This window comes from Sinorhizobium alkalisoli, from assembly GCF_008932245.1.
Taxonomy (GTDB): Bacteria; Pseudomonadota; Alphaproteobacteria; order Rhizobiales; family Rhizobiaceae; genus Sinorhizobium; species Sinorhizobium alkalisoli.
The window spans coordinates 1,181,371-1,205,343 of record NZ_CP034909.1; the positions used below are offsets into that span (position 1 = coordinate 1,181,371).

At 62.6% G+C, this 23,973-nt stretch carries 23 protein-coding genes; 19 read left to right on the forward strand and 4 right to left on the reverse strand.

Going from position 1 to position 23,973, the window contains the following annotated elements:
- Positions 1-32 precede the first annotated feature (32 nt).
- From EKH55_RS05880 to EKH55_RS05925, 10 genes are all read left to right on the forward strand, one after another.
- Positions 33-353: an FtsB family cell division protein gene (locus EKH55_RS05880; protein ID WP_069457867.1), complete on the forward strand. Its 321-nt coding sequence runs from the start codon at positions 33-35 to the stop codon at positions 351-353.
- 136 nt (positions 354-489) lie between these two features.
- Positions 490-1,536, forward strand: coding sequence for a pyruvate dehydrogenase (acetyl-transferring) E1 component subunit alpha (pdhA, locus tag EKH55_RS05885; RefSeq protein ID WP_151611153.1), 1,047 nt, complete (start codon positions 490-492; stop codon positions 1,534-1,536).
- 17 nt (positions 1,537-1,553) lie between these two features.
- A complete protein-coding gene (locus tag EKH55_RS05890; protein WP_151611154.1) occupies positions 1,554-2,930 on the forward strand; it encodes a pyruvate dehydrogenase complex E1 component subunit beta in 1,377 nt (458 codons plus the stop codon).
- 12 nt (positions 2,931-2,942) lie between these two features.
- Positions 2,943-4,277 (forward strand): pyruvate dehydrogenase complex dihydrolipoamide acetyltransferase, encoded by a 1,335-nt coding sequence (locus tag EKH55_RS05895; RefSeq protein ID WP_069457864.1) that lies wholly within the window; start codon positions 2,943-2,945, stop codon positions 4,275-4,277.
- A gap of 56 nt (positions 4,278-4,333) precedes the next feature.
- On the forward strand, positions 4,334-4,975 hold the full coding sequence (locus EKH55_RS05900) for an SGNH/GDSL hydrolase family protein (protein WP_151611155.1): 642 nt from the start codon (positions 4,334-4,336) through the stop codon (positions 4,973-4,975).
- A 2-nt stretch (positions 4,976-4,977) separates the two neighbouring features.
- On the forward strand, positions 4,978-5,559 hold the full coding sequence (locus EKH55_RS05905; protein ID WP_151611156.1) for a GNAT family N-acetyltransferase: 582 nt from the start codon (positions 4,978-4,980) through the stop codon (positions 5,557-5,559).
- Between the two features lie 18 nt (positions 5,560-5,577).
- Positions 5,578-7,023: a dihydrolipoyl dehydrogenase gene (gene lpdA, locus EKH55_RS05910; RefSeq protein WP_151611157.1), complete on the forward strand. Its 1,446-nt coding sequence runs from the start codon at positions 5,578-5,580 to the stop codon at positions 7,021-7,023.
- 75 nt (positions 7,024-7,098) lie between these two features.
- Positions 7,099-7,350 carry a GlsB/YeaQ/YmgE family stress response membrane protein gene (locus EKH55_RS05915; RefSeq protein ID WP_069457860.1) on the forward strand — a complete coding sequence of 84 codons (252 nt, stop codon included), beginning with the start codon at positions 7,099-7,101 and terminating at the stop codon, positions 7,348-7,350.
- Between the two features lie 130 nt (positions 7,351-7,480).
- Complete coding sequence (gene lipA, locus EKH55_RS05920) at positions 7,481-8,446, forward strand: lipoyl synthase (RefSeq protein WP_069457859.1); 966 nt, start codon at positions 7,481-7,483, stop codon at positions 8,444-8,446.
- 79 nt (positions 8,447-8,525) lie between these two features.
- Positions 8,526-9,317, forward strand: a complete 792-nt coding sequence (locus EKH55_RS05925) for a class I SAM-dependent methyltransferase (protein WP_069457858.1) — start codon at positions 8,526-8,528, stop codon at positions 9,315-9,317.
- Positions 9,318-9,339: 22 nt separating this feature from the next.
- On the opposite strand, the gene EKH55_RS05930 is transcribed toward EKH55_RS05925, so the two are convergent.
- The gene (locus EKH55_RS05930) at positions 9,340-9,807 is read right to left on the reverse strand and encodes a cytochrome C-552 (protein WP_151611158.1); all 468 of its coding nucleotides are present in this window, start codon (positions 9,805-9,807) and stop codon (positions 9,340-9,342) included.
- Entirely contained in the window at positions 9,804-11,150 is a 1,347-nt protein-coding gene (locus EKH55_RS05935) for a sulfite oxidase (RefSeq protein ID WP_151611159.1), read from the reverse strand. Before EKH55_RS05935 ends, EKH55_RS05930 begins: the two co-directional genes overlap by 4 nt.
- A gap of 192 nt (positions 11,151-11,342) precedes the next feature.
- Between EKH55_RS05935 and EKH55_RS05940 the strand changes: the two genes are divergently transcribed.
- The gene (locus tag EKH55_RS05940) at positions 11,343-11,792 is read left to right on the forward strand and encodes a type II toxin-antitoxin system RatA family toxin (protein WP_069457943.1); all 450 of its coding nucleotides are present in this window, start codon (positions 11,343-11,345) and stop codon (positions 11,790-11,792) included.
- On the opposite strand, the gene EKH55_RS05945 is transcribed toward EKH55_RS05940, so the two are convergent.
- Positions 11,780-12,277 carry a CinA family protein gene (locus EKH55_RS05945; RefSeq protein WP_069457857.1) on the reverse strand — a complete coding sequence of 166 codons (498 nt, stop codon included), beginning with the start codon at positions 12,275-12,277 and terminating at the stop codon, positions 11,780-11,782. The two genes, EKH55_RS05940 and EKH55_RS05945, sit on opposite strands and share 13 nt — an antisense overlap.
- A complete protein-coding gene (locus tag EKH55_RS05950) occupies positions 12,277-13,491 on the reverse strand; it encodes a bifunctional 2-C-methyl-D-erythritol 4-phosphate cytidylyltransferase/2-C-methyl-D-erythritol 2,4-cyclodiphosphate synthase (protein WP_192803770.1) in 1,215 nt (404 codons plus the stop codon). Before EKH55_RS05950 ends, EKH55_RS05945 begins: the two co-directional genes overlap by 1 nt.
- A gap of 148 nt (positions 13,492-13,639) precedes the next feature.
- Between EKH55_RS05950 and dusB the strand changes: the two genes are divergently transcribed.
- From dusB to hfq, 8 genes are all read left to right on the forward strand, one after another.
- A complete protein-coding gene (gene dusB / locus EKH55_RS05955) occupies positions 13,640-14,668 on the forward strand; it encodes a tRNA dihydrouridine synthase DusB (protein ID WP_069457855.1) in 1,029 nt (342 codons plus the stop codon).
- Complete coding sequence (locus EKH55_RS05960) at positions 14,665-15,819, forward strand: two-component system sensor histidine kinase NtrB (RefSeq protein WP_069457854.1); 1,155 nt, start codon at positions 14,665-14,667, stop codon at positions 15,817-15,819. Before dusB ends, EKH55_RS05960 begins: the two co-directional genes overlap by 4 nt.
- A complete protein-coding gene (ntrC, locus tag EKH55_RS05965) occupies positions 15,816-17,270 on the forward strand; it encodes a nitrogen regulation protein NR(I) (RefSeq protein ID WP_069457853.1) in 1,455 nt (484 codons plus the stop codon). Before EKH55_RS05960 ends, ntrC begins: the two co-directional genes overlap by 4 nt.
- A gap of 193 nt (positions 17,271-17,463) precedes the next feature.
- Positions 17,464-19,734 (forward strand): sensor histidine kinase NtrY-like, encoded by a 2,271-nt coding sequence (locus EKH55_RS05970; RefSeq protein ID WP_151611161.1) that lies wholly within the window; start codon positions 17,464-17,466, stop codon positions 19,732-19,734.
- Positions 19,724-21,088, forward strand: a complete 1,365-nt coding sequence (gene ntrX, locus EKH55_RS05975) for a two-component system response regulator NtrX (protein ID WP_151611162.1) — start codon at positions 19,724-19,726, stop codon at positions 21,086-21,088. Before EKH55_RS05970 ends, ntrX begins: the two co-directional genes overlap by 11 nt.
- 208 nt (positions 21,089-21,296) lie before the next feature.
- Positions 21,297-22,673 (forward strand): Trk system potassium transporter TrkA, encoded by a 1,377-nt coding sequence (gene trkA / locus EKH55_RS05980; RefSeq protein WP_069457850.1) that lies wholly within the window; start codon positions 21,297-21,299, stop codon positions 22,671-22,673.
- A gap of 12 nt (positions 22,674-22,685) precedes the next feature.
- Positions 22,686-23,549 (forward strand): D-amino-acid transaminase, encoded by an 864-nt coding sequence (locus tag EKH55_RS05985; protein ID WP_069457849.1) that lies wholly within the window; start codon positions 22,686-22,688, stop codon positions 23,547-23,549.
- A gap of 107 nt (positions 23,550-23,656) precedes the next feature.
- Positions 23,657-23,899 carry an RNA chaperone Hfq gene (gene hfq, locus EKH55_RS05990; RefSeq protein ID WP_003535434.1) on the forward strand — a complete coding sequence of 81 codons (243 nt, stop codon included), beginning with the start codon at positions 23,657-23,659 and terminating at the stop codon, positions 23,897-23,899.
- Positions 23,900-23,973 lie beyond the last annotated feature (74 nt).

Consider the following 23,973-nt stretch of genomic DNA (forward strand, 5'->3'; position numbering starts at 1 on the left):
TGCTTTCGTATTGCGTTAGCGGGATACAGGCGATGTGGACACGGCATCACAAGAAGCGCAGGCTCGGACGGCTGGTCGTGCCGCTGTTGGCGGTCGCCTTTCTGTCTTACTTCGGCTATCATTCCATCCATGGCGGTTTCGGGCTGAGGGCGACGGAGGAGTTCGATCGCCAGATCGCCGAGCGGAAAGCGCGGCTGGATGCGCTCACCCAGACTCGAAGAACCCTGGAGCGGGAGGTCGAGCTGATGAGCGACGGCTCGCTGGAAAGGGACATGTTGGATGAGAAGGCTCGGCTCGCGCTCAACATGTCGCGTAGCGATGAGATCGTTATTTTTCATCATCGTGCAAATTAACCGGAAATTGGTTAATTCAAATTTTCCGTGAAAAAACAACGGGTTGTGCGTAATAATAGCCATGCAATTATGGCATTGCTGCGGCGCTCTTCTTTCCCTATGGTAGCCGGCGAAGGCTAACCATTGGGAGGAACGAATGGCTCCGCGAAAATCCGCGTCCGTTTCCAGCCGCAAGACCGCCGCCAAGCCGTCCAAGAAGGACTTCGCCGGCGGCACTATCGCCGAATTCTCCAAGGAAGACGACCTCAAGGCCTATCGCGAAATGCTGCTGATCCGGCGTTTCGAGGAGAAGGCCGGCCAGCTCTACGGCATGGGTTTCATCGGTGGTTTCTGTCACCTCTACATCGGCCAGGAGGCGGTCGTCGTTGGCATGCAGCTGGCGCTGAAAGAGGGTGACCAAGTCATCACCGGCTATCGTGACCACGGCCACATGCTCGCCTGCGGCATGAGCCCCCGCGGCGTCATGGCGGAGCTGACCGGACGCCGCGGCGGCCTTTCCAAGGGGAAGGGTGGCTCGATGCACATGTTCTCCAAGGAGAAGCACTTCTACGGCGGCCACGGTATCGTCGGTGCCCAGGTGTCGCTCGGTACCGGCCTCGCTTTCGCCAACAGGTATCGCGACAACGATAATGTGAGCCTCGCCTATTTCGGCGACGGTGCCGCCAACCAGGGCCAGGTCTATGAGAGCTTCAACATGGCCGCGCTCTGGAAGCTGCCGGCGATCTACATCGTCGAGAACAACCGCTATGCGATGGGCACCTCCGTGTCGCGCGCGTCGGCCCAGACCGACTTCTCCCAGCGCGGCGCCTCCTTCGGCATTCCCGGCTACCAGGTCGACGGCATGGACGTGCGGGCCGTCAAGGCGGCGGCCGACGAGGCCGTCGACTATTGCCGCTCCGGCAAGGGTCCGCTCATCCTCGAAATGCTGACCTATCGCTACCGCGGCCACTCCATGTCCGACCCGGCGAAGTATCGCTCGAAGGACGAAGTGCAGAAGATGCGTTCGGAGCATGATCCGATCGAGCAGGTGAAGGCCCGCATTGTCGAGAAGGGCTGGGCCAGCGAGGACGAACTGAAGCAGATCGACAAGGAGGTTCGCGATATCGTCGCGGATAGTGCCGATTTTGCTCAGTCTGATCCGGAGCCGGATGTATCCGAGCTCTACACCGATATCCTGCTTTGATCCGGGGAGGGAAAAACATGCCAGTAGAAATTCTCATGCCTGCGCTTTCCCCGACCATGGAGGAAGGCACGCTTTCCAAATGGCTGAAGAACGAGGGCGACAAGGTGACCTTCGGCGACGTGATCGCCGAAATCGAGACCGACAAGGCGACGATGGAAGTGGAAGCGGTCGACGAGGGCACGATCGGTAAGCTGCTGATTGCGGCCGGCACCGAAGGCGTCAAGGTCAACACGCCGATCGCCGTGCTGCTGCAGGACGGCGAAGCTGCCGGTGACATCAATCTCAAGGCCGAGGCGCCGAAGACGGAGGCACCGAAGCCGACCGCCGCTGAAGCGCCCGCATCTGCGGCCCCGGTAGCGGCTCAACCGAAGGCGGAAATTCCCGCCGATCCGGCAATTCCGGCCGGAACGGAAATGGTGACCATGACCGTGCGCGAGGCGCTGCGCGACGCGATGGCGGAAGAAATGCGCGCCGATGACGATGTGTTCGTCATGGGTGAGGAAGTCGCCGAATACCAGGGTGCCTACAAGGTCACGCAGGGCCTGCTGCAGGAGTTCGGTCCGCGTCGCGTGGTCGATACGCCGATCACCGAGCATGGCTTTGCCGGCGTCGGCGTCGGCGCGGCGATGGCCGGGCTCCGCCCGATCGTCGAATTCATGACCTTCAACTTCGCCATGCAGGCGATCGACCAGATCATCAACTCCGCCGCCAAGACGCTCTACATGTCCGGTGGCCAGATGGGCGCACCGATCGTCTTCCGTGGCCCCAACGGCGCGGCCGCCCGCGTCGCGGCGCAGCACTCCCAGTGCTATGCCGCCTGGTACAGCCAGATTCCGGGCCTGAAGGTCGTCATGCCCTACACGGCGGCGGACGCGAAGGGCCTCCTGAAGGCTGCAATCCGCGATCCGAATCCGGTGATCTTCCTAGAAAACGAAATTCTCTACGGCCAGACCTTCGAGGTGCCGAAGCTCGACAATTTCGTGCTGCCGATCGGCAAGGCCCGCATCCACCGCGTCGGTAAGGACGCGACGATCGTCTCGTTCGGCATCGGCATGACCTATGCGGTGAAGGCCGCGGCGGAACTCGAGGCGCAGGGCATCGATGTCGAGCTTATCGACCTTCGCACCATCCGTCCGATGGATCTTCCGACCGTCATCGAGTCGGTCAAGAAGACCGGCCGCCTGGTCACGGTCGAAGAGGGCTATCCGCAATCGTCCGTCGGCACGGAAATCGCCAGCCGCGTCATGCAGCAAGCCTTTGACTATCTCGATGCGCCCGTGCTGACGATCGCCGGCAAGGACGTGCCGATGCCCTATGCAGCCAATCTCGAGAAGCTCGCTCTGCCGAATGTCGCCGAAGTCGTCGATGCGGTAAAAGCCGTCTGCTACAAATAAGGGGGTCGTTCGATGCCAATCAACATCACCATGCCGGCCCTTTCTCCGACGATGGAAGAGGGCAATCTTGCCAAGTGGCTGGTCAAGGAAGGCGACGCGGTCAAGTCCGGCGACGTGATCGCCGAGATCGAGACAGACAAGGCGACGATGGAAGTCGAAGCCGTCGATGAGGGCACGATCGCCAAGATCGTCGTGCCGGCCGGCACCGAAGGCGTCAAGGTCAATGCACTGATCGCCGTGCTGGCGGAAGAGGGAGAGGACGTCGCCACCGCCGCCAAGGGCGGCAACGGCGCCGCCGCCCCGGCATCCGCAGCCAAGGCGGAAATGGCCCCGGCAGCACCGGCCGCGGCTCCCGCTCCCGCTGCGGCACCGGCACCGCAAGCCGCGGCCCCGGCTCAGGCTGCAGGTGACGGCAAGCGCGTCTTCTCGTCGCCGCTTGCCCGCCGTTTGGCGAAGGAAGCAGGCATCGATCTTTCCGCAATCGCTGGTTCCGGCCCCTACGGCCGGGTCGTCAAGAAGGATGTCGAGGCCGCCGCTGCCGGCGGAGTTGCGAAGCCTGCCGCGGCGCCTGCTCCGGCCGCAGCACCGGCCCCGGCGTTTGCCAAAGGCATGTCCGAGGACGCGGTCCTCAAGCTCTTCGAGCCGGGCAGCTACGAGCTCGTGCCGCATGACGGCATGCGCAAGACGATTGCCAAGCGCCTGCAGGAATCGAAGCAGACGATCCCGCATTTCTATGTGTCGATCGATTGCGAGCTCGACGCACTTCTGGCGCTGCGGGCCCAGCTCAATGCCGCGGCCCCCGAGAAGGATGGCAAGCCGGTCTACAAGCTCTCGGTCAACGACATGGTGATCAAGGCCATGGCGCTGGCGCTGCGCGACGTTCCGGACGCGAACGTCTCCTGGACCGATGCGAACATGGTCAAGCACAAGCATGCCGATGTCGGCGTCGCCGTCTCCATTCCGGGCGGCCTGATCACTCCGATCATCCGCCAGGCGGAACTGAAGAGCTTGTCCGCCATCTCCAATGAGATGAAGGATCTCGGCAAGCGCGCCAAGGAGCGCAAGCTGAAGCCGGAAGAGTACCAGGGCGGTACCACGGCCGTTTCCAACATGGGCATGATGGGCGTCAAGAACTTCGCCGCGGTCGTCAATCCGCCGCATGCGACGATCCTGGCGGTTGGTGCGGGCGAGGAGCGCGTCGTAGTCAAGAACAAGGAAATGGTCATCGCCAACCTGATGACCGTGACGCTTTCCACAGACCATCGCTGCGTCGATGGCGCGCTCGGCGCCGAACTGCTCGCCGCCTTCAAGCGCTACATCGAAAACCCGATGGGCATGCTGGTGTAATACGATCCGGACCGGCGTTTCAGCCGGTCCCTCCCCACTGACAGGCGAGTAGGCAGATGAAGACAGTCCTTTGCTATGGTGACAGTCTGACCTGGGGTTATGACGCTACGGGGCCCGGACGGCACGCGCTCGAAGATCGCTGGCCGAGCGTGCTGCAGCAGGCGCTCGGCTCCGATGTCAATGTCATCGCCGAAGGGCTGAACGGGCGCACCACCGCCTATGAAGACTATCTCGCGGATTGCGACCGCAACGGCGCCCGGGTGCTCCCGACCGTTCTCCACAGTCACGCGCCGCTCGATCTCGTTATCTTCATGCTCGGCTCGAACGATATGAAACCGGTGATCCACGGTACCGCCTCCGGCGCCGTCAAAGGGATCGAGCGTCTGGTCAAACTCGTCCGTCATCACGATTGGCCGATGGAGACGGAGGAGGGGCCGGGCATCCTTGTCGTTTCGCCGCCGCCGCTTTGCGAAACGGCCGACAGCGACTTCGCCGCAATGTTTGCCGGCGGCATCGAGGAATCGGCGATGTTGGCCTCGCTTTATCGCGACCTTGCCGACGAGCTCGATTGCGGCTTCTTCGATGCGGGTTCCGTGGCGCGGACGACGCCGCTCGACGGTGTTCATCTCGACGCCGAGAATACCCGGGCGCTCGGGCGCGGCCTCGAGCCGGTCGTGCGGATGATGCTCGGGCTCTGACGATGGCGGCCCCAGCGAACCTGAGAGCGGCGGAGAAAAGCGAGGCGGCGGAGCTCGCGATCCTGATCGACATCGCGTCGCACGGCTTTGCCTCCTGGCTGTGGTATGGCGGCGTCCTGAGCAAATCGGCGGAAACCGCCTTCGAGCATGGCCGCGACAGGCTTCGGCAGGATAGCGGTCTCGGCACCTGGCGCGATGCGGTCGTGGCACTGGTCTCAGAGGAGATTGTCGGCGTTTCGGTGTCCTATGGGCTGGCCGAGTCCATCCTCGAAGTGGAGGCTACACACCCGGTGCTCGTGCCGCTGATTGCCCTGCAGAAGCAGGTGGTCGGCCATTGGTTCATCGACAGCCTCGGCGTCTACAAGGCCCATCGCGGCAAGGGGATCGGTCGCGCCCTGCTTGATCATGAATTCGGTCGCGCCGGTTCGGCGCCGGTGAGCCTGATCACCGAAAGCCACAATGAGAAGGCGCAGGCGCTCTACGGAAGGAATGGCTTCGAGGAGGTGGCGCGTGCTCAAGCCGTGCCGCTTTTCGAAGACATGCGGAAACATGACTGGGTGCTGTTCACCCGCAAGGTCGCTTGAAACAAAGGTAGGAAACACATGGCTGAGAATTACGACGTCATCGTTATCGGTTCGGGCCCGGGCGGCTATGTCACCGCCATCCGCTCGGCGCAACTGGGCTTGAAGACGGCGATCGTCGAGCGCGAGCACCTGGGCGGCATCTGCCTGAACTGGGGCTGTATTCCCACCAAGGCGCTTTTGCGTTCGGCGGAAATTCTCGACCATGCCAATCATGCGAAGAATTACGGCCTGACGCTCGAAGGCAAGATGACCGCCAACGTCAAGGACGTGGTCGCCCGCTCGCGCGCGGTTTCCGCGCGGCTGACCGGCGGCGTCGCCTTCCTGATGAAGAAGAACAAGATCGACGTGATCTGGGGCGAGGCGAAGCTGACCAAGCCCGGCGAAATCGTCGTCGGCGCGCCGTCAAAGCCGGCGGTCCAGCCGCAGAACCCCATTCCGAAGGGCGTCAAGGGCGAGGGTACCTATACGGCCAAGCACATCATCATCGCGACCGGCGCCCGGCCGCGGGCGCTGCCGGGCATCGAGCCCGACGGCAAGCTGATCTGGACCTATTTCGAGGCGATGAAGCCGGAAGAACTTCCGAAATCGATGGTGGTGATGGGCTCGGGTGCGATCGGCATCGAGTTCGCGAGCTTCTACCGGTCGATGGGCGTGGACGTCACCGTCGTCGAGCTGCTGCCGCAGATCATGCCGGTCGAGGACGCGGAAATCTCCGCCTTCGCCCGCAAGCAGCTCGAGAAGCGCGGGCTCAAGATCTTCACCGACGCCAAGGTGACGAAGGTCGAGAAGGGTGCCAATGACGTGACCGCCCATGTCGAAACGAAGGACGGCAAGGTGACGCCCATCAAGGCGGATCGCCTTATCTCCGCCGTCGGAGTCCAGGGCAACATCGAGAACCTCGGGCTCGAAGCACTCGGCATCAAGACGGATCGCGGCTGCATCGTCACCGACGGCTACGGCAAAACGAATGTCGCCGGCGTCTACGCGATCGGCGACGTTGCCGGCCCTCCCATGCTGGCGCACAAGGCCGAGCACGAGGGGGTGATCTGCGTCGAAAAGATCGCGGGCATTCCGGGCGTCCATGGGCTCGACAAGGGTAAGATCCCGGGCTGCACCTATTGCGATCCGCAGGTCGCCTCGGTCGGCCTGACGGAAGCCAAGGCGAAGGAGCTCGGCCGTGACATCCGCGTCGGCCGCTTTGGCTTCGGCGCCAACGGCAAGGCGATCGCGCTCGGCGAGGATCAGGGCATGGTCAAGACGATCTTCGACAAGAAGACGGGTGAACTCCTCGGCGCCCACATGGTCGGCGCCGAAGTGACCGAACTCATCCAGGGCTTTGTCGTCGCCATGAATCTGGAGACCACGGAGGAGGAACTGATGCACACGGTCTTCCCGCATCCGACGCTTTCGGAGATGATGAAGGAAAGCGTTCTCGATGCCTATGGGCGCGTATTGAACGCCTGATGCGGAACCGCCGAGCGGAACTTTCGACCTTTTCGCGCATTGCTTGCGAGACATCGGCAATGCGTGGAGGTCGTCATGAGCCTGAACGGAGTGGGCCTTCTGGCCGCAATCATCATCGGCGGACTTGCCGGCTGGCTGGCCGAGCAATTCATGCACAGCCAGATGGGGCTGATCGCGAATATCGTCCTTGGTATCATCGGTGCCTTGGTGCTGAACTTCATCCTGGCCGCCTTTGGCATGGCCTATACTGGCTGGGTCGCCTATCTCATCATCGGCTTCATCGGCGCCTGCCTGCTGATTGCGGCGGGGCGTGCCGTCAGAGGTTAGCACTCAGTCCATTCACTTGCGGTCAGGCTGCCATGCAAATGGCGGCCTGACTTTTTGCGTCCAGCTCGTTATATAAAGCGACACGGTGCGAACGGCCCGGCCGCTTGCTCGATACGATGAAGGAAGACAGATGGTAACGGTTTTCGATGCGGTCTCGGACCGGGCTGAGCGGGTCCGCCATCCGGAGAAGGCGCACAGGCCGGACACGGAGGTCCTGCGCAAGCCCGACTGGATTCGCGTGAAGGCGCCAACCTCCAAGGGTTACCTGGAGACGCGCTCGATCGTGAAGGGCAACAATCTCGTCACGGTCTGCGAAGAGGCCGGCTGCCCCAATATCGGCGAATGCTGGGACAAGAAGCACGCCACCTTCATGATCATGGGGGAGATCTGTACCCGCGCTTGCGCCTTCTGCAACGTCTCGACCGGCAAGCCGAACGCGCTCGACCTGGATGAGCCGGCCAATGTCGCGAAGGCGGTCAAGCAGATGGGCCTGAGCCATGTGGTCATCACCTCGGTCGACCGCGACGATCTTGATGATGGCGGCGCCGAGCACTTCGAGAAGGTGATCTTCGCGATCCGGGAAGCCTCACCGGCAACCACGATCGAGATCCTGACGCCCGACTTCCTGAGAAAGCCCGGCGCCCTGGAGCGCGTCGTCGCCGCCAAGCCGGACGTCTTCAACCACAATCTCGAGACCGTTGCCTCCAACTATCTGACGGTGCGGCCGGGCGCCCGTTATTTTCATTCGATCCGCCTGCTACAGCGGGTGAAGGAGCTCGATCCGTCGATGTTCACCAAGTCCGGCATCATGGTCGGGCTCGGCGAGGAGCGGAACGAGGTCCTGCAATTGATGGACGATCTGCGCACCGCCGACGTCGATTTCCTGACGATCGGCCAATATCTGCAGCCGACCCGCAAGCATCACAAGGTCGAATGCTTCGTCACCCCGGAGGAGTTCAAGTCCTACGAGACGGTCGCCTATACCAAGGGCTTCCTGATGGTCGCATCGAGCCCGCTGACCCGCTCGTCGCACCATGCCGGCGACGATTTCGCGCGGCTGAGGGCGGCGCGGGAGAAGAAGGCGGCAGCGGAGTAGCCGGGCGGCGACCGGGTGCTTGCAGAAATACGCTTGAGATAGTAGATCGCAACCTCCGAGCGTGAGTGTGGGGGCTTCGATGCAATCTGCCGAGGTTGGTGCCTGCTGGGAGGGGAATGCCGAGAACTGGACGAAGTTCTCGCGCGCCGGCTACGATATTTACCGCGACGCGCTGAATACACCCGCATTCCTGGACATGATTCCGCCTGTCGCCGCCTTGCGCGGGCTTGACCTCGGTTGCGGAGAGGGGACCAACACCCGCCGTCTCGCCGAACACGGGGCACTGATGACGGCGATCGACATCGCGCCGACCTTCATCCGCCATGCGCGCGAACAGGAGGAGGATGATCCGCGGGGAATTCGCTACGAGATTGGCGATGGTGCAGATCTGCCATTCGAGGACGAGGCGTTCGATTTCGTGACGGCTTTCATGTCGCTGATGGACATGCCCAACCAGGCTGGCGTCCTGCGGCAGGTCTTTCGCGTGCTGCGCCGAGGCGGCTTCTTTCAGTTCTCGATCCTTCATCCCTGTTTCGTGCCGCCGCATCGCAAGACCATCCGGGACGAGAACGGAGACTGCCACGCCGTCGAAGTTGCGGACTATTTCGACGAGACCGATGGGCGAATCGAGACCTGGCTGTTTTCGTCGATGCCTTCGAGCGAGCGGGAGAACGCGACGCCCTTTCGCGTCCCCCGCTTTCACCGGACGCTCAGCACCTGGGTGGCAATGATCACTGCGTCGGGTTTCGTCCTGGAGGAACTGCGCGAGCCGATGGCCTCCGAGGAGGCGGCCCGGCTGTACCCGACCGTCGCCGATACGCGCGTGGTCCCTATATTTCTCCACCTTCGCCTCAGAAAACCCGCGTCTTGAGGCACGGTGTCCCGCAGACTCTCTACCGTTCGGAAGAAAAATGTGTCTGCAGGTAGTTGAGGATCGCCTCGCGCGTTTCTTCATCCTGGTCGGGCATGCCCTGTTCGCGGACCATCCAGTCCCACAGGTAATTCCATCGCTCATCCGTGAGCCGCTGTTGGGTCACCAGTGCGATCGAGTGGCAAGCCGAGCAAAGATAGTAGGTGTCCTCGGCGCCGGGAGCGTCCGGCAGGTCACCGAGTTCGGGGTTGCCCGGCGGCGCAGGTTCGCCCCGCTGGGTGGGTCTCCCGATGCCTCGTCGCATCGGGTCGTATCCGGGCGCGCCGCCCTGCTGCGCCAGTTGGATCGAGGGTTCCGTTGCATGTGCGGCAGGGGCGCCTATGTCGCCGACAAGAAGACAAGCGGCGACGCTGACGTGACTGATCGCGCCGCTTGCGTTGAAGCGGCGGGAAGGAAAGGCTCTCCTTGCGAGCTTGCCCCGGGTCGTCATTGCGCAAATAGCGCTATCCGGTGGATAATGTTGTTGCCGTAGCCGCGCGGGTTCCAGCCAGGCGCTACCGGCGGCTGCATGACGTCGTTCATGTCGGTCGCTCGCGCCCAGACCTCGTAATAGCCCTTTTCCGGCGGAGTGACGTTGGCGCGCCACCTCTGCCAGGCAAACTTGTTGCGCGGAGGCTCCAGCGTCGCTTCCTGCCAGCTCTGCCCGAAATCGAGCGAGACATGCATGGCCTTCACATCGCCACTGCCCGCCCATGCATGACCCCGCACTTCCGTCGCCTGGCCGGCCGGAACATTCGAGCCGGTTGCGGGTGCGGTCACGATCGACTTGACCGGCATGACAGTGAGGATCTCCATGTCCTCTTCCGGCACCTCCGTTCCCGGAGCGACCGGATAGGCGGGCAGGCGATAGGAATGCCCGCCCATTTTCTCGCCGTCGTGAACTTGATCGCGGACCCAGATACGGGTCAGGAACTTCTGCGAGGCTGAACCCGGATATCCTGGAATGACCAGCCGCAGCGGAAAACCGTGGAGCGCCGGCAGGTCCTCGCCATTCATCGCCCACACGATCAGGGTCTCGGGTTCCCTTGCCTTTTCGATCGGAACGCCGCGGGAAATCACCACCTTGTCCTGGTCTCCCGAAATGTCCACATCATTGCCATAGTGGCCGGTGTAAACAGCCGACGGTTTGATGCCGGCCTTTTCCAGGACGTCGCGCAGGCGCACTCCGGTCCATTCCGGGCAGCCGACGGCGCCGACCGTCCACTGATTGCCGGAGGCGCCCGGGTCGAAAAAGGCGCGGCCGTTGCCCGCGCATTCGAGCACCAGCGCCAGCGTCACGTTCTCGAAGTCGTTCTTGAGGTCGTCGAGACTGAGTGAAAGTTCGTTATCCACCTCTCCATCGATTTTGAGGGTCCAGCCCTCGGCATTCTTGTCGAGCGCCGTTTGTGGGATGAGCCCGTTCGAACGAATGAAAAGTCGCGAATACGGCGTGAGATCGTCGTCGAGGAGATGCGCGGGCGTCTCGGCGTTGAGAGGCCGATCGGCCAAGACCGTCAGCCCGTCCTTCTCCTTCATAAGCGCGGCGCCGGTGTCCTGGGCAAAGGCAATCGGCATCAGCCCGGCTGGAAAGTTGCGGTGGAAAGGCATCGCTGCACCGAGCGCCGCACCCAGCGCCGCAAGCCCTGCATTCTTTAGAAAGCTGCGCCGGTCCGGGCAAGAAATGCGCCCAAACAGTCTCTGTTCGGCCCCTTCGGGATCCTCATGGTAAGCCGTGCGGATATCCGCGCGCGTGAGGATCTGCTCGACCTGGCCCTTCTGTCCGTGAACAGCCATTCGCTCCTCCCTGCGTTCGACAATACTTTCTTGGATATAATGCCAAAAGGATACCACCACGGCGCCCCCGGGGCAAAAGAGCGAGACATGTCGTCCCTCAAGCGGTGATGCCACCGGTCCCATGATACAAGAACCCGGGACAAATGCGCGCGCTCCTTGATCTTCCTTGCGCGCGCGCTTAACTCAAAATTCATGCCACATTTCGAAACCAACCATGTCGTGAACCATTCGGCCGAACAGATGTTCGACCTCATCGCCGATGTCGAGCGCTACCCGGAATTTCTGCCCCTCTGCGAGGGCTTGAGCGTGCGCTCGCGCAAAGAGCGGGACGGCAAGGTCCTGCTGCTGGCGGATATGACGGTCGGCTACAAGGCAATCCGCGAGACCTTCACGACACAGGTCCTGCTCAATGGGGCGGAGCGGATGATCGACGTGAAATATATCGAGGGGCCCTTTAAATACCTCGACAATGTCTGGCGCTTCGAAGCGGTGAACCAAGGCCAGTCCATCGTTCATTTCTGCATCGACTACGAGTTCAAGAGTCGCATTCTGGGTGCGCTGATGGGATCGATGTTCGACCGCGCCTTCGGCATGTTCTCCGAGGCTTTCGAGAAGCGGGCCGACGTGATCTACGGCTCCTGAGCGACTTCCCGGAGGAGGTCCAGCGCGGTGGCGACCGTTGCCAGTCGCACGGCGGTGCGACCGATGTCGCCATAGCGCATCTCCCGCTGAAGAAGCCGGCCTGTTCGCGTGGCCGCCGCGAGGTGAACGAGGCCGACCGGCTTCTCGACGGAGCCGCCGCCCGGACCGGCAATGCCCGTGACAGCCACTGCCAGATCGGCGCATGAGTGCTCGAGGGCGCCTTTCGCCATTTCGGTGGCGGTTTCGCGCGAGACGGCGCCGTGCGCCAAGAGGGTTGCGGCAGCGACGCCAAGCATCTCGACTTTCGCCTCATTGGAATAGGTGACGTAGCCGCGGTCGCAAACGGAGGACGAGCCCGCAATCTCCGTCAGTGCCCCGGCAATGAGCCCGCCGGTACAGGACTCTGCCGTTGCCACTTTCAGGCCGCGCCTGGTGAACTCGGCGATAACCGCGTTCGCCCTCTCTGCGATCGCCGCCGGCCACATCAGCTCTTTCTCCCGGACACATAGACGACGGTCGCAGTCGCGATCGCGGCAATGCCCTCCTTGCGGCCGACGAAGCCAAGCTTCTCGTTCGTCGTCGCCTTGATCGAGCAGCGGTCGAGATCGATGTCGAGCATCGCGGCGAGGCTCTCGCGCATCTGTTGACGATGGGGGCCGACCTTCGGTGCTTCGGCGATCAGCGAAATGTCGGCATTGGTGATCCTGCCGCCCCGCGCGCGCACGATCTTTGCCGCGTGCTCCAGGAAGATGCGGGAAGGGGCGCCCTTCCACTGCGGATCGGTCGGCGGAAAATGGTCGCCGATATCGCCGGCGCCGCAGGTGGCAAGCAGCGCGTCGGTCAAGGCGTGCAGGGCGACGTCAGCGTCGGAATGGCCGGAGAGCTTGCGCTCATGCGGAATGAAGACGCCGCAAAGCGTGACGCCGTCGCCCTCGACGAGCTGATGCACGTCATAGCCGTTGCCGGTGCGCACGTCCGGAACGGCGTCGCGGGTCAGCCTTTCATCGGCCATCGATATGTCCCTCTTGAGGGTAAGCTTGACGTTGTCGACCGCGCCTTCGACGAGAATGACGGGAAGACCCGCCCATTCGGCGATAGAAGCGTCATCGGTGAAATCGCTTCGGCCGCTGGCGCACGCCCGGCGGTGGGCGGCCAGGATCTCTTCCAGGCGGAAGCATTGCGGCGTCTGCGCGGCGTAAAGCCCGGCCCGCGGGACCGTCTCCTCGACAAGGCGGCCGTCTGTCGCGCGTTTCAGCGTATCGGCGACCGCGATTGCCGGCAGCACAGCCCCGGCGCCGCTCTCCAGCGCCGCGCGGCAGCGGTCGAGCAACGCATGGTCTATGAACGGACGCACGGCGTCGTGGATCATGACATGCCGCGGACCGGCTCCGGAAAGCGCCTCGAGCCCCGCAAGGACGGAGAGTTGACGGCTTGCACCGCCATGCACCACCAATAGATCGGCCTGGCTGGACAGGCGCACACGGGCGGCTGCAAAGAGAGCCTCGTCGTCCCGATGAATGACGACGACGATGGGGCCAACGCCCTGCCACGTCGCGAAAATGTCAAGTGTATGCGTGATAACAGGACGATCGCCAATGATTCGGTATTGCTTCGGGCCTTCGGCCGATTGGCCCGCGCGCTCACCGCGGCCGGCTGCGACGATGACGACGCCACAGGAGAACTGTTCTTCCGGTTGCATCTTCTGTATGGGGTCCCGCATTCGCCAATCTTTGCAGTCATGTACCGCGAAGGTCCCCTCTTTGCCACCCGTCGGAGGAATTTTGTCGAGCGTGTGGAAATCGCTTGGCAAGCCGATGAAGTATGGCTAAAAATAGTGCAAGACTTGAATGTGCCTGAAAGATATGCATTTGCCCTCCACGGCCCTCTCATCGTCACTCCGGATCGGGAACGTCGAAATCCGTAACCGCGTGGCGCTCGCGCCCATGTCCGGGGTGACCGACCTGCCCTTTCGCATGCTCGCCTGGCGCTTCGGCGCCGGGTTCGTCGTGACGGAGATGGTGGCAAGCCGCGAGCTCGTCTGCAATGCCGCCGAATCCTGGGCGCGCCTGAAGAATTCCGGCATCGATCCACACATTGTCCAGCTCGCCGGGCGCGACGCGCATTGGATGGCCGAGGCGGCGCGGATCGTCGAGGCCAATGGGGCCGATATCGTCGACATCAATATGGGCTGTCCGGCAAAGAAGGTGACCGGGGGCTATTCCGGTTCGGCGCTGATGCGTGAGCCGGATCATGCCCTGTCGCTGATCGAGGCGACGGTCGAGGCGGTCGACGTGCCGGTCACGCTCAAGATGCGGCTTGGTTGGGACGAAAGCTCGATCAATGCACCGCTGATTGCGCGCAGGGCTGAAGAGGCGGGCGTGCAGGCGATCACGATCCACGGGCGCACGCGTATGCAATTCTACAATGGCAAGGCCGATTGGGATGCGATCCGTGCGGTTCGCGACGTCGTGTCGGTGCCGCTGATCGCCAATGGAGACGTGGATACCACTGCCGATGCCCGCGAAATCCTGCGCCGCTCGGGTGCGGATGCGGTAATGGTCGGCAGATCGGCTCAGGGGCGGCCATGGCATCCGGCGGTGCTGGCCGGTGCCGCCGTGCAGCCGGACGCGACGGCGGTCGCGGAAATATTCGCCGAGCACTATGCCATGATGCTCGATTTCTATGGGGCCGAAGTGGGGCTCCGCGCCGCCCGCAAGCATGTCGGCTGGTATCTGGATCGTTTCGTGCCAACTCTTCCGGTCGAGGAAAAGGCCGCGATACTGACGTCCAAGGATGTGAAACTGGTGAGCGAGCGCGTAATTGGCGCGATCGCTTACTCCGGCGTGGCGACGGCCAGGGAGGGAGTGGCGGCATGAGCGAAAAGGCAAGAGTGCCGGAGCCCGCGGGCGGCGTAAACGATCTTCCCATGGCGGTTCTGAATGCGATCCAGAATCCGGTGATCCTGGTAGACGAGAACAGCCATGTCGCCTTTGCAAATTGGGAGGCCGAATCGTTTTTCGGCGCGAGCGCCAACCATCTCGCCCGCCACACGATCGACGCGTTCATCCCCTTCGGCAGCCCACTATTGACGCTGATCGAGCAGGTGCGCGAACGGCGGGCGCCGGTGAACGAATACCGGGTCGACCTAAGTTCGCCACGGCTGGGCGCCGACAAGCTCGTCGACCTTTATGTCGCGCCGGTACTGTCGCAGCCGGGATCGGTGGTGATCGTCCTTCAGGAACGTTCGATGGCCGACAAGATCGACCGGCAGCTCACTCATCGCGCCGCCGCGCGATCCGTCACCGGGCTTGCCTCGATGCTGGCGCATGAGATCAAGAACCCGCTTTCCGGAATCAGGGGGGCGGCGCAACTCCTTGAATCATCGGCCACGGACGAGGATCGCGCGCTGACGCGGCTGATCTGCGAGGAGACGGATCGGATCGTGTCTCTCGTCGATCGCATGGAGGTGTTCTCCGACGAGCGCCCGATCGATCGCGTGCCGCTCAACATCCATTCGGTCCTCGACCGCGTGAAGGCAATCGCCAAGGCCGGTTTCGCCCGCGGGATAAAGATATCCGAAAACTATGATCCGTCGCTGCCGCCGGTGTTTGCCAATCGCGACCAGCTCGTTCAGGTCTTCCTCAACCTCGTGAAGAATGCCGCAGAGGCGATCGGCGATCGGCCCGACGGCGAAATCCAGCTGACGACCGCCTATCGCCCGGGCATTCGGCTTTCCGTTGCAGGCACGCGGGAGAAGATATCACTGCCGCTCGAGTTCTGCGTGCACGACAACGGGCCGGGTGTGCCGCCCGACCTGCTTCCGCATCTTTTCGACCCCTTTATCACGACGAAAACGAACGGGTCCGGTCTCGGGCTGGCGCTCGTTGCCAAGATCATCGGCGGCCATGGCGGCATCGTCGAATGCGACAGCCAGCTCAGCCGCACGACCTTCCGCGTTCTGATGCCCGCATCCAAGGGGCCGACGGCGGATGACGTATTTCCGATGACAAAAGGAACCAATGCATGACCGGCGCAACGATCCTCGTCGCGGATGACGACGCTGCCATTCGCACCGTGCTCAACCAGGCGCTCAGCCGTGCCGGATATGATGTACGCATCACCTCCAACGCGGCGACGCTCTGGCGCTGGATCTCCGCCGGCGACGGCGACCTCGTGGTCACGGATGTGGTGATGCCGGACGAGAATGCCTTTGATCTTCTGCCTCGGATCAAGAAGGCACGCCCGGATCTTCCCGTTCTGGTCATGAGCGCGCAGAACACCTTCATGACGGCCATCAAAGCGTCGGAGAAGGGCGCTTACGACTATCTGCCGAAGCCGTTCGACCTGACCGAGTTGATCGGCATTATCGGCCGGGCACTGGCGGAGCCGAAGCGCCGGCCCTCGAAGCTGGACGACGATACCCAGGACGGCATGCCGCTCGTCGGCCGCTCCGCCGCCATGCAGGAGATCTACCGCGTGCTCGCGCGGCTGATGCAGACCGATCTGACGTTGATGATCACCGGCGAATCGGGCACCGGCAAAGAGCTTGTCGCACGCGCGTTGCACGACTACGGCAAGCGGCGGAATGGGCCCTTCGTGGCCATCAACATGGCGGCAATTCCGCGCGACCTGATCGAATCGGAGTTGTTCGGCCACGAAAAGGGTGCCTTCACCGGCGCCCAGATGCGGTCGACCGGCCGCTTCGAACAGGCGGAAGGCGGAACTCTCTTTTTGGATGAGATCGGCGACATGCCGATGGATGCACAGACGCGTCTCCTGCGCGTGCTGCAACAGGGCGAATACACGACCGTCGGCGGGCGCACGCCGATCCGCTCGGACGTTCGGATTGTCGCCGCGACCAACAAGGACCTGAAGCAGTCGATCAATCAGGGCCTCTTCCGTGAGGACCTCTACTACCGCCTCAACGTCGTGCCGCTGCGTCTGCCGCCCCTGAGGGATCGAGCCGAGGATATTCCGGATCTCGTGCGCCACTTCGTGCAGCAGGCCGAGAAGGAAGGTCTCGATGTGAAGCGCTTCGATCAGGAGGCGCTGGAACTGATGAAGGCGCATCCTTGGCCGGGCAATGTGCGCGAGCTCGAGAACCTCGTGAGGCGCCTGACGGCACTTTATCCACAGGATGTGATCACCCGGGAAATCATCGAAAACGAGTTGCGCTCGGAGGTGCCGGACAGTCCGATCGACAAGGCTGCCGCCCGCGACGGCTCGCTGTCGATCTCCCAGGCGGTCGAGGAAAACATGCGGCAGTATTTTGCGAGCTTCGGCGACGCTTTGCCGCCGTCCGGCCTCTATGAACGCGTACTTGCGGAAATGGAGTATCCGTTGATCTTAGCGGCCCTGACCGCGACCAGGGGCAACCAGATCAAGGCTGCGGACCTGCTGGGACTCAACCGGAACACCCTGCGCAAGAAGATCCGGGAGCTCGGCGTTTCGGTCTATCGCAGCTCGCGCAGCGCTTGACTGCCGTGCAACACCGTTGCATTTTCGCCACAATACATTGTTGAACGTCCTCCACGCGCCGAGTCGCAGGCCGGACTGCCGTTGAAACGACGCATTGGCGCCGTACCGGCCACCGAGGTGCGTTCAGTTCTTGGTCCGGAATTGAAGCGCGTGCCGGTGCCGTGGGGGCGTCGGTTTGGGGGAAACTTTATTCATGGTGGATGGAATGGCCTTGCCATTGGGCACGGAGGACAGTGTCGCGGCCCAGGATCGGCGGGCATCCTTCGCGCTGCCGGGGCTGATGCTTGCGACAGGCGCGCTGGTCTGCGCCACCCTGTCGCTGCTCGTCCTTCTGGGGCTGACCCCGGTTCGCCCGGAGCGGAACATCGTCATCGCCTGCGCCGGCGTCAATGGTGTCTTCGTCGTCGGGCTGATCTATCTCATCGCCCGCGAGATCATGAGACTGCTCAGGGCGCGCAGCAAGGGCAGGGCCGCGGCGCGGCTGCACGTGCGCATCGTCGCACTGTTTTCGATCGTCGCCATTACGCCGGCGATCCTGGTGGCGATCTTCGCCAGCATCACGCTCGATGTGGGGCTTGATCGCTGGTTCTCGTTGCGCACGCAGGCGATCGTTCGCTCGTCCTTGAACGTGGCGCAGGCCTATGTGCTTGAGAACGCCAGCTATCTCCAGGGGCAGACGGTCTCGATGGCCAACGACCTCGAGCGCAACCGACAGCTCTACAGCCTCGACCGAACCGGCTTCATCGAACTGATGACGCGGCAGGCGCGGGGGCGCGGCATGCTTGGTGCGTTTCTCGTCCGCGCCGATGGTAGCCCCATCCTCCAGGCGAATATCTCGACCGACCGGCCGCTGCCGTCCATTCCCCAGGATGCGCTGAAAAGCACCGTCGCCGGCCAGCCGACGCTCATTCCACCGGGAGTTACCAACCTCGTCGGCGCCGTCATCCCGCTCGACAACATACCCGACACCTATCTCTACACCGTCCGCAACGTCGATCCAGAAGTCATGCGCTCGATGCGGCTGATGGAGGAGAACACCGCCGAATACAAGGCCTTGGAGGCGGGACGAACCTCGCTGCAGATCGCCTTCGGCGTCCTCTACATCGGTTTCGCGCTGATCGTGCTGCTTGCCGCAATCTGGACGGCGATCGCTGTCGCCGACCGCATCGTGCGGCCGATCCGTCAATTGATCGGCGCGGCCGACAGCGTCGCCTCCGGCAATCTCAACGTCGTCGTGCCCGTGCGCGCCGTCGACGGGGACGTCGGCAATCTGTCGCGCACCTTCAACAAGATGGTGAGCGAGATCCGCACGCAGCAGGAGCAGATCCTTGAAGCGAAGGACGAGGTCGACCAGCGCCGCCGTTTCATCGAGGCGGTGCTTTCCGGCGTCACCGCGGCGGTCATCGGCGTCGGCAAGGATCACCGCATCACCATCGTCAATCCTTCCTCCGAAGGCGTTTTGAGGAACGGCGCGCAAGGCCTGATAGGTGTGAGCCTCAGCGAGGTGGCCCCGGAAATCGAAGCCGTGCTGGTTGAGGCGGAGAGCCGCCATCGCAACGAGTATCGCAAGCAGATAAACACCATGCGCGGAGGTACGGAGCGCACGCTGAACGTCCAGGTGACGCGCGAGGAGGGCAACGGATCGCACGGCTCCTATGTCATCACCATTGATGACATCACGGACCTGATGATTGCGCAGCGCTCCACCGCCTGGGCGGACGTCGCCCGGCGCATCGCCCATGAGATCAAGAACCCGCTGACGCCGATCCAGCTCTCGGCCGAGAGGCTGAAGCGCCGCTACGGCCGGCAGATCGACCAGGACGATAAGGCGGTCTTCGACCAGTGCACCGATACGATCGTGCGCCAGGTGGGGGACATCGGCCGCATGGTTGACGAATTTTCAGCCTTTGCGCGGATGCCGAAGCCGACGAAGGAGAAGGCCGATCTGCGCGCCATTCTCAAGGACGCCGTCTTCCTGCGGGAAATGGGCAACAGCCACATCAGCTTCATTCGCGACTTCGGCGACGATCCGCTCGAAGGCCAGTTCGACGGCCGGATGCTCGGTCAGGCCTTCGGCAATATCGTCAAGAATGCGGTGGAGGCGATCGAGGCGGTGCCGGCCGAGGTGGCCCGCGGCGAACCGAGAATTATGATCCGCTCCCGCCGAGACGAGTCGAGCGGCCGCTACGTGGTCGACATTATCGACAACGGCAAAGGGCTTCCGACGGAAAACCGGCATCGAATTCTGGAGCCGTACATGACGATGCGCGACAAGGGCACGGGGCTCGGTCTGGCGATCGTCAAGAAAATCATCGAGGACCATGGTGGACAACTGGAGTTGCATGACGCACCGCCCGATTTCGACGGCGGTGTCGGGGCAATGATCCGCGTGATCCTCCCGCCCGCCGGTGAAATCGCTGGCGGCGATACTTCCAAGGACAAGGGCAATACCAATGGCGGCTGATATTCTGGTTGTGGACGATGAGGAAGACATCCGCGAGATCGTCTCCGGCATACTGTCGGACGAGGGCCATGAGACGCGGACGGCTTTCGACAGCGACAGTGCGCTTGCGGCGATCAACGACCGGGTGCCGCGGCTCGTTTTTCTGGACATCTGGATGCAGGGCAGCCGGCTCGACGGTTTGGCCCTTCTTGACGAGATCAAGGACCGCCATCCGGATCTGCCGGTGGTGATGATTTCCGGCCACGGCAACATCGAAACAGCAGTTTCAGCGATCAAGCGCGGTGCCTATGACTTCATCGAGAAGCCATTCAAGGCGGACCGTCTGATTCTCATCGCGGAGCGCGCGCTCGAAAATTCCAAGCTCAAGCGTGAAGTTTCGGAACTGAAGAAGCGGTCCGGCGATCCGGTGGAACTGATCGGCACCTCGGTGGCGGTCTCGCAATTGCGCCAGACGATAGAAAAGGTGGCGCCCACCAACAGCCGCATCATGATCCTTGGCCCCTCCGGCTCCGGAAAGGAACTCGTGGCGCGGATGATCCACCGCAAATCGACGCGTTCCGCCGGGCCCTTCGTGGCGCTGAATGCCGGCGCGATCACGCCCGACAGGATGGAGATCGCCCTCTTCGGCACGGAGGGGACGGCGGGCCAGCCGCGCCGGACCGGCGCGCTCGAAGAGGCGCATGGCGGCATCCTCTATCTGGATGAAATCGGCGAGATGCCCCGGGAGACGCAAAACAAAATCCTGCGCGTCCTCGTCGATCAGCAGTTCGAGCGGGTCGGCGGCTCCAAGCGCGTCAAGGTGGACGTGCGTATCATTTCATCCACCGCCTACAATCTCGAGAACATGATCGCCGATGGGCTTTTCCGCGAGGACCTGTATCACCGCCTGGCCGTCATACCGGTGCGCGTCCCGGCGCTGGCCGAGCGTCGCGAGGATATACCCTTCCTGGTCGATATGTTCATGCGCCAGGTGAGCGAGCAGGCCGGCATCCGGCCGCGCAAGATCGGCGAGGACGCGCTTGCCGTGCTGCAGGCGCATGACTGGCCTGGCAACATCCGGCAACTGCGCAACAATATCGAGCGTCTGATGATTCTCGCCCGCAGCGACGGACCGGAGACGCCGATCTCTGCCGACATGCTGCCGAACGAGGTGGGTGACACGCTTCCGAAGATTTCCGCCCAGGGCGATCAGCACATCATGACCCTGCCATTGCGCGAGGCTCGCGAAATGTTCGAGCGCGATTATCTGATCGCCCAGATCAATCGGTTTGGCGGCAACATCTCGCGCACCGCCGAGTTCGTCGGCATGGAGCGTTCGGCGCTGCACCGCAAGCTGAAATCCCTGGGCGTCTGATACCGAAGCAGCGCGGGGCGGAGCAACTCCGGCTCCCCACGCGGTCGGGGCTAAGCGTGCACTCCTGCATGCGCTAAGCAGATATTCATGGGTTTATCCAAGATTATAGGCTTAGATCCTAGGTTTGCCGCGGGTTGTGATCGCAAAACCGTGGGATAAAACCGCGGACTGCTTAGGGCTCGCGGCCGATCCGGACGAAGGGACAAGGATGAAGGTAATCATTTGCGGGGCAGGGCAGGTCGGCTTCGGCATTGCCGAGCGGCTGTCGCAGGAAGACAACGACGTCTCGGTCATCGATACGTCGGCCGAGCTCATCGCCCATATCACCGAAACGCTCGACGTGCGCGGCTATGTCGGGCACGGCGCGCATCCGGACGTGCTCGCGCGGGCCGGTGCCGACCAGGCGGACATGATCATTGCCGTGACGCTCTATGACGAGGTGAATATCGTCGCTTGCGAAGTGGCGCATGCGATCTTCAACGTGCCGACGAAGGTTGCCCGCATCCGCGCCCAGAGCTATCTCGCGCCGGAATATTCCGATCTGTTCTCTCGCGAGAACGTGCCGATCGACGTCTCGATTTCGCCGGAGATCGAAGTCGGGCGTCTCGTCTTGCGCCGCATCTCCTTTCCCGGCGCGACCGATGTGGTACGCTTCGCCGAGGATCGCATCGCGATGATCGCGATCGAATGCATGGAGGATTGCCCGGTCGTCGACACGCCGTTGCAGCAATTGAGCCAGCTTTTCCCGGACCTCATGGCGACCGTCACCGGCATTTTCCGCGACGGCGAACTGATCATTCCGCATTCGTCCGATCAGTTGCAGACGGGCGATCTCGCCTATGTCATTTGTGATCGCGATCACACCCGCCGCACGCTCGCGCTCTTCGGCCATGAAGAGCAGGAGGCGCGGCGGATCGTCATTCTCGGCGGCGGCAACATCGGCTATTTCGTTGCCCGCACGATCGAGGAGCAGCAGCCGCGCATGAGGGTCAAGCTCATCGAGAGCGACCGCAGCCGCGCCGTGCTCATCGCGGACAAGCTGAACAACACGGTCGTCCTGCAAGGCTCGGCGATGGAGCAGCGAATCCTGACGCAGGCGGATGTCCAGGATGCCGACCTCGTGGTGGCGCTCACCAACAGCGACCAGATCAACATTCTCGGCAGCATGATGGCAAAGCGCCTGGGTGCGAAGTCGACCCTCGTGCTGATCAACGAGCCGGCCTATCAGGGTTTCTCCACCGCAGCCGGCGTCGATGCCTATATCAATCCGCGTGCGGTGACGATCTCGCGCGTCTTGCAGCATGTGCGGAAGGGGCGCATCCGCTCGGTCTATGCCGTGCAAAACGGCGTGGCCGAGGTGATCGAGGCGGAAGCGCTGGAGACCTCGCCGCTCGTCGGCAGGGCTCTGCGCGAGCTTGAACTTCCCGGTGGCATCCGCATTGGCGCGCTCTACCGCGACAAGATGTTCATACGACCGGACGGCAACACGCGGATAAAGGCGAAAGATCGCGTTGTCCTCCTTGCCGCGGCAAGCGCAGTGCGCGACGTCGAGCAGCTTTTCCGCGTAAGCATCCAATATTTTTGAGGCGGCTGCCGGATGCCGAGATTTGCCTATGTCAACGGTTCCTATGTGCGCCATCAGGAGGCGGCGGTCCATGTGGAGGATCGCGGCTATCAGTTCGCCGACGGCGTCTATGAGGTCTGCGAGGTGCGGCACGGCTTCATCGTCGATCTTCGCCGCCATATGGATCGCCTGGACCGATCGTTGAATGAGCTTCGCATTGCCTGGCCGATGAGCCGGATGGCGCTGGTGCAGGTTATTCGCGAGGTGCTGCGCCGGAACCGGGTGCGCAATGGGCTCTTCTATCTGCAGGTGACGCGCGGGGTCGCACGCAGGGACCACGTCTTTCCGGCAAAGGACACGCCGCCGTCGATCGTCGTCACGGCTAAGCGGACGGACGCCGCTGCCATTGCCCGAAAGAATGCCGAGGGAATCTCCGCGATTACGGTGCCGGAAAACCGCTGGGACCGGGTCGACATCAAGACCGTGGGCCTTCTCCCGAATGTGCTTGCCCGCCAGCGGGCCAGGGAGCAGGGCTCGCAGGAGGCGATCTTCGTCGACGCCGATGGCATGGTGAAAGAGGGCGCGGCAACGAATGTGTGGATCGTCGATGGCGAGGGTAGCCTGCGCACCCGACCGGCGGAACACGGCATCCTGCGCGGAATTACCCGAACCACCCTGATGGAGGTCGCGAAGACACTGGGCCTGAAGGTCGAAGAGCGGGCGTTCTCGGTCGAGGAAATGCTCGCGGCACGAGAAGTCTTCATCACCGCCGCTACGAGCATCTGCTTTCCCGTCGTGGCGGTCGACGGGAGGAGCATCGGCAATGGCCACCCCGGAAATATAGCACAGAATATACGTGACGCTTTTTTCGCCGTTGCGGAAAAGACATTGATTTGATACCAAACTTGATGAGGCTTCGGGGAAGAGCACTGTGACGCCTCAATGAGCAGAATTTAGCAAAAATGCACCGGTGCCAGGCCGGCAAATAAGAAAGAAGCGGCGCGATGGCGGAACGTTCTCAGAACCTGCAGGATCTTTTTCTCAATACGGTCCGCAAGCAAAAGATTTCATTGACGATTTTCCTGATCAACGGCGTCAAGCTGACGGGTGTTGTAACGTCTTTTGACAATTTCTGCGTCCTTTTGCGCCGCGACGGCCACTCTCAGCTCGTCTACAAGCACGCAATCTCGACGATCATGCCGGGCCAGCCCCTGCAGATGTTCGAGAATGAGGAAGCCGCATCCTGACGGGACGTAAGGAACATTACCAAGCGTGAGTCCAAATCGTCGTCGGTCATCCCGGAGCTGGAAAGGCGCCGCGA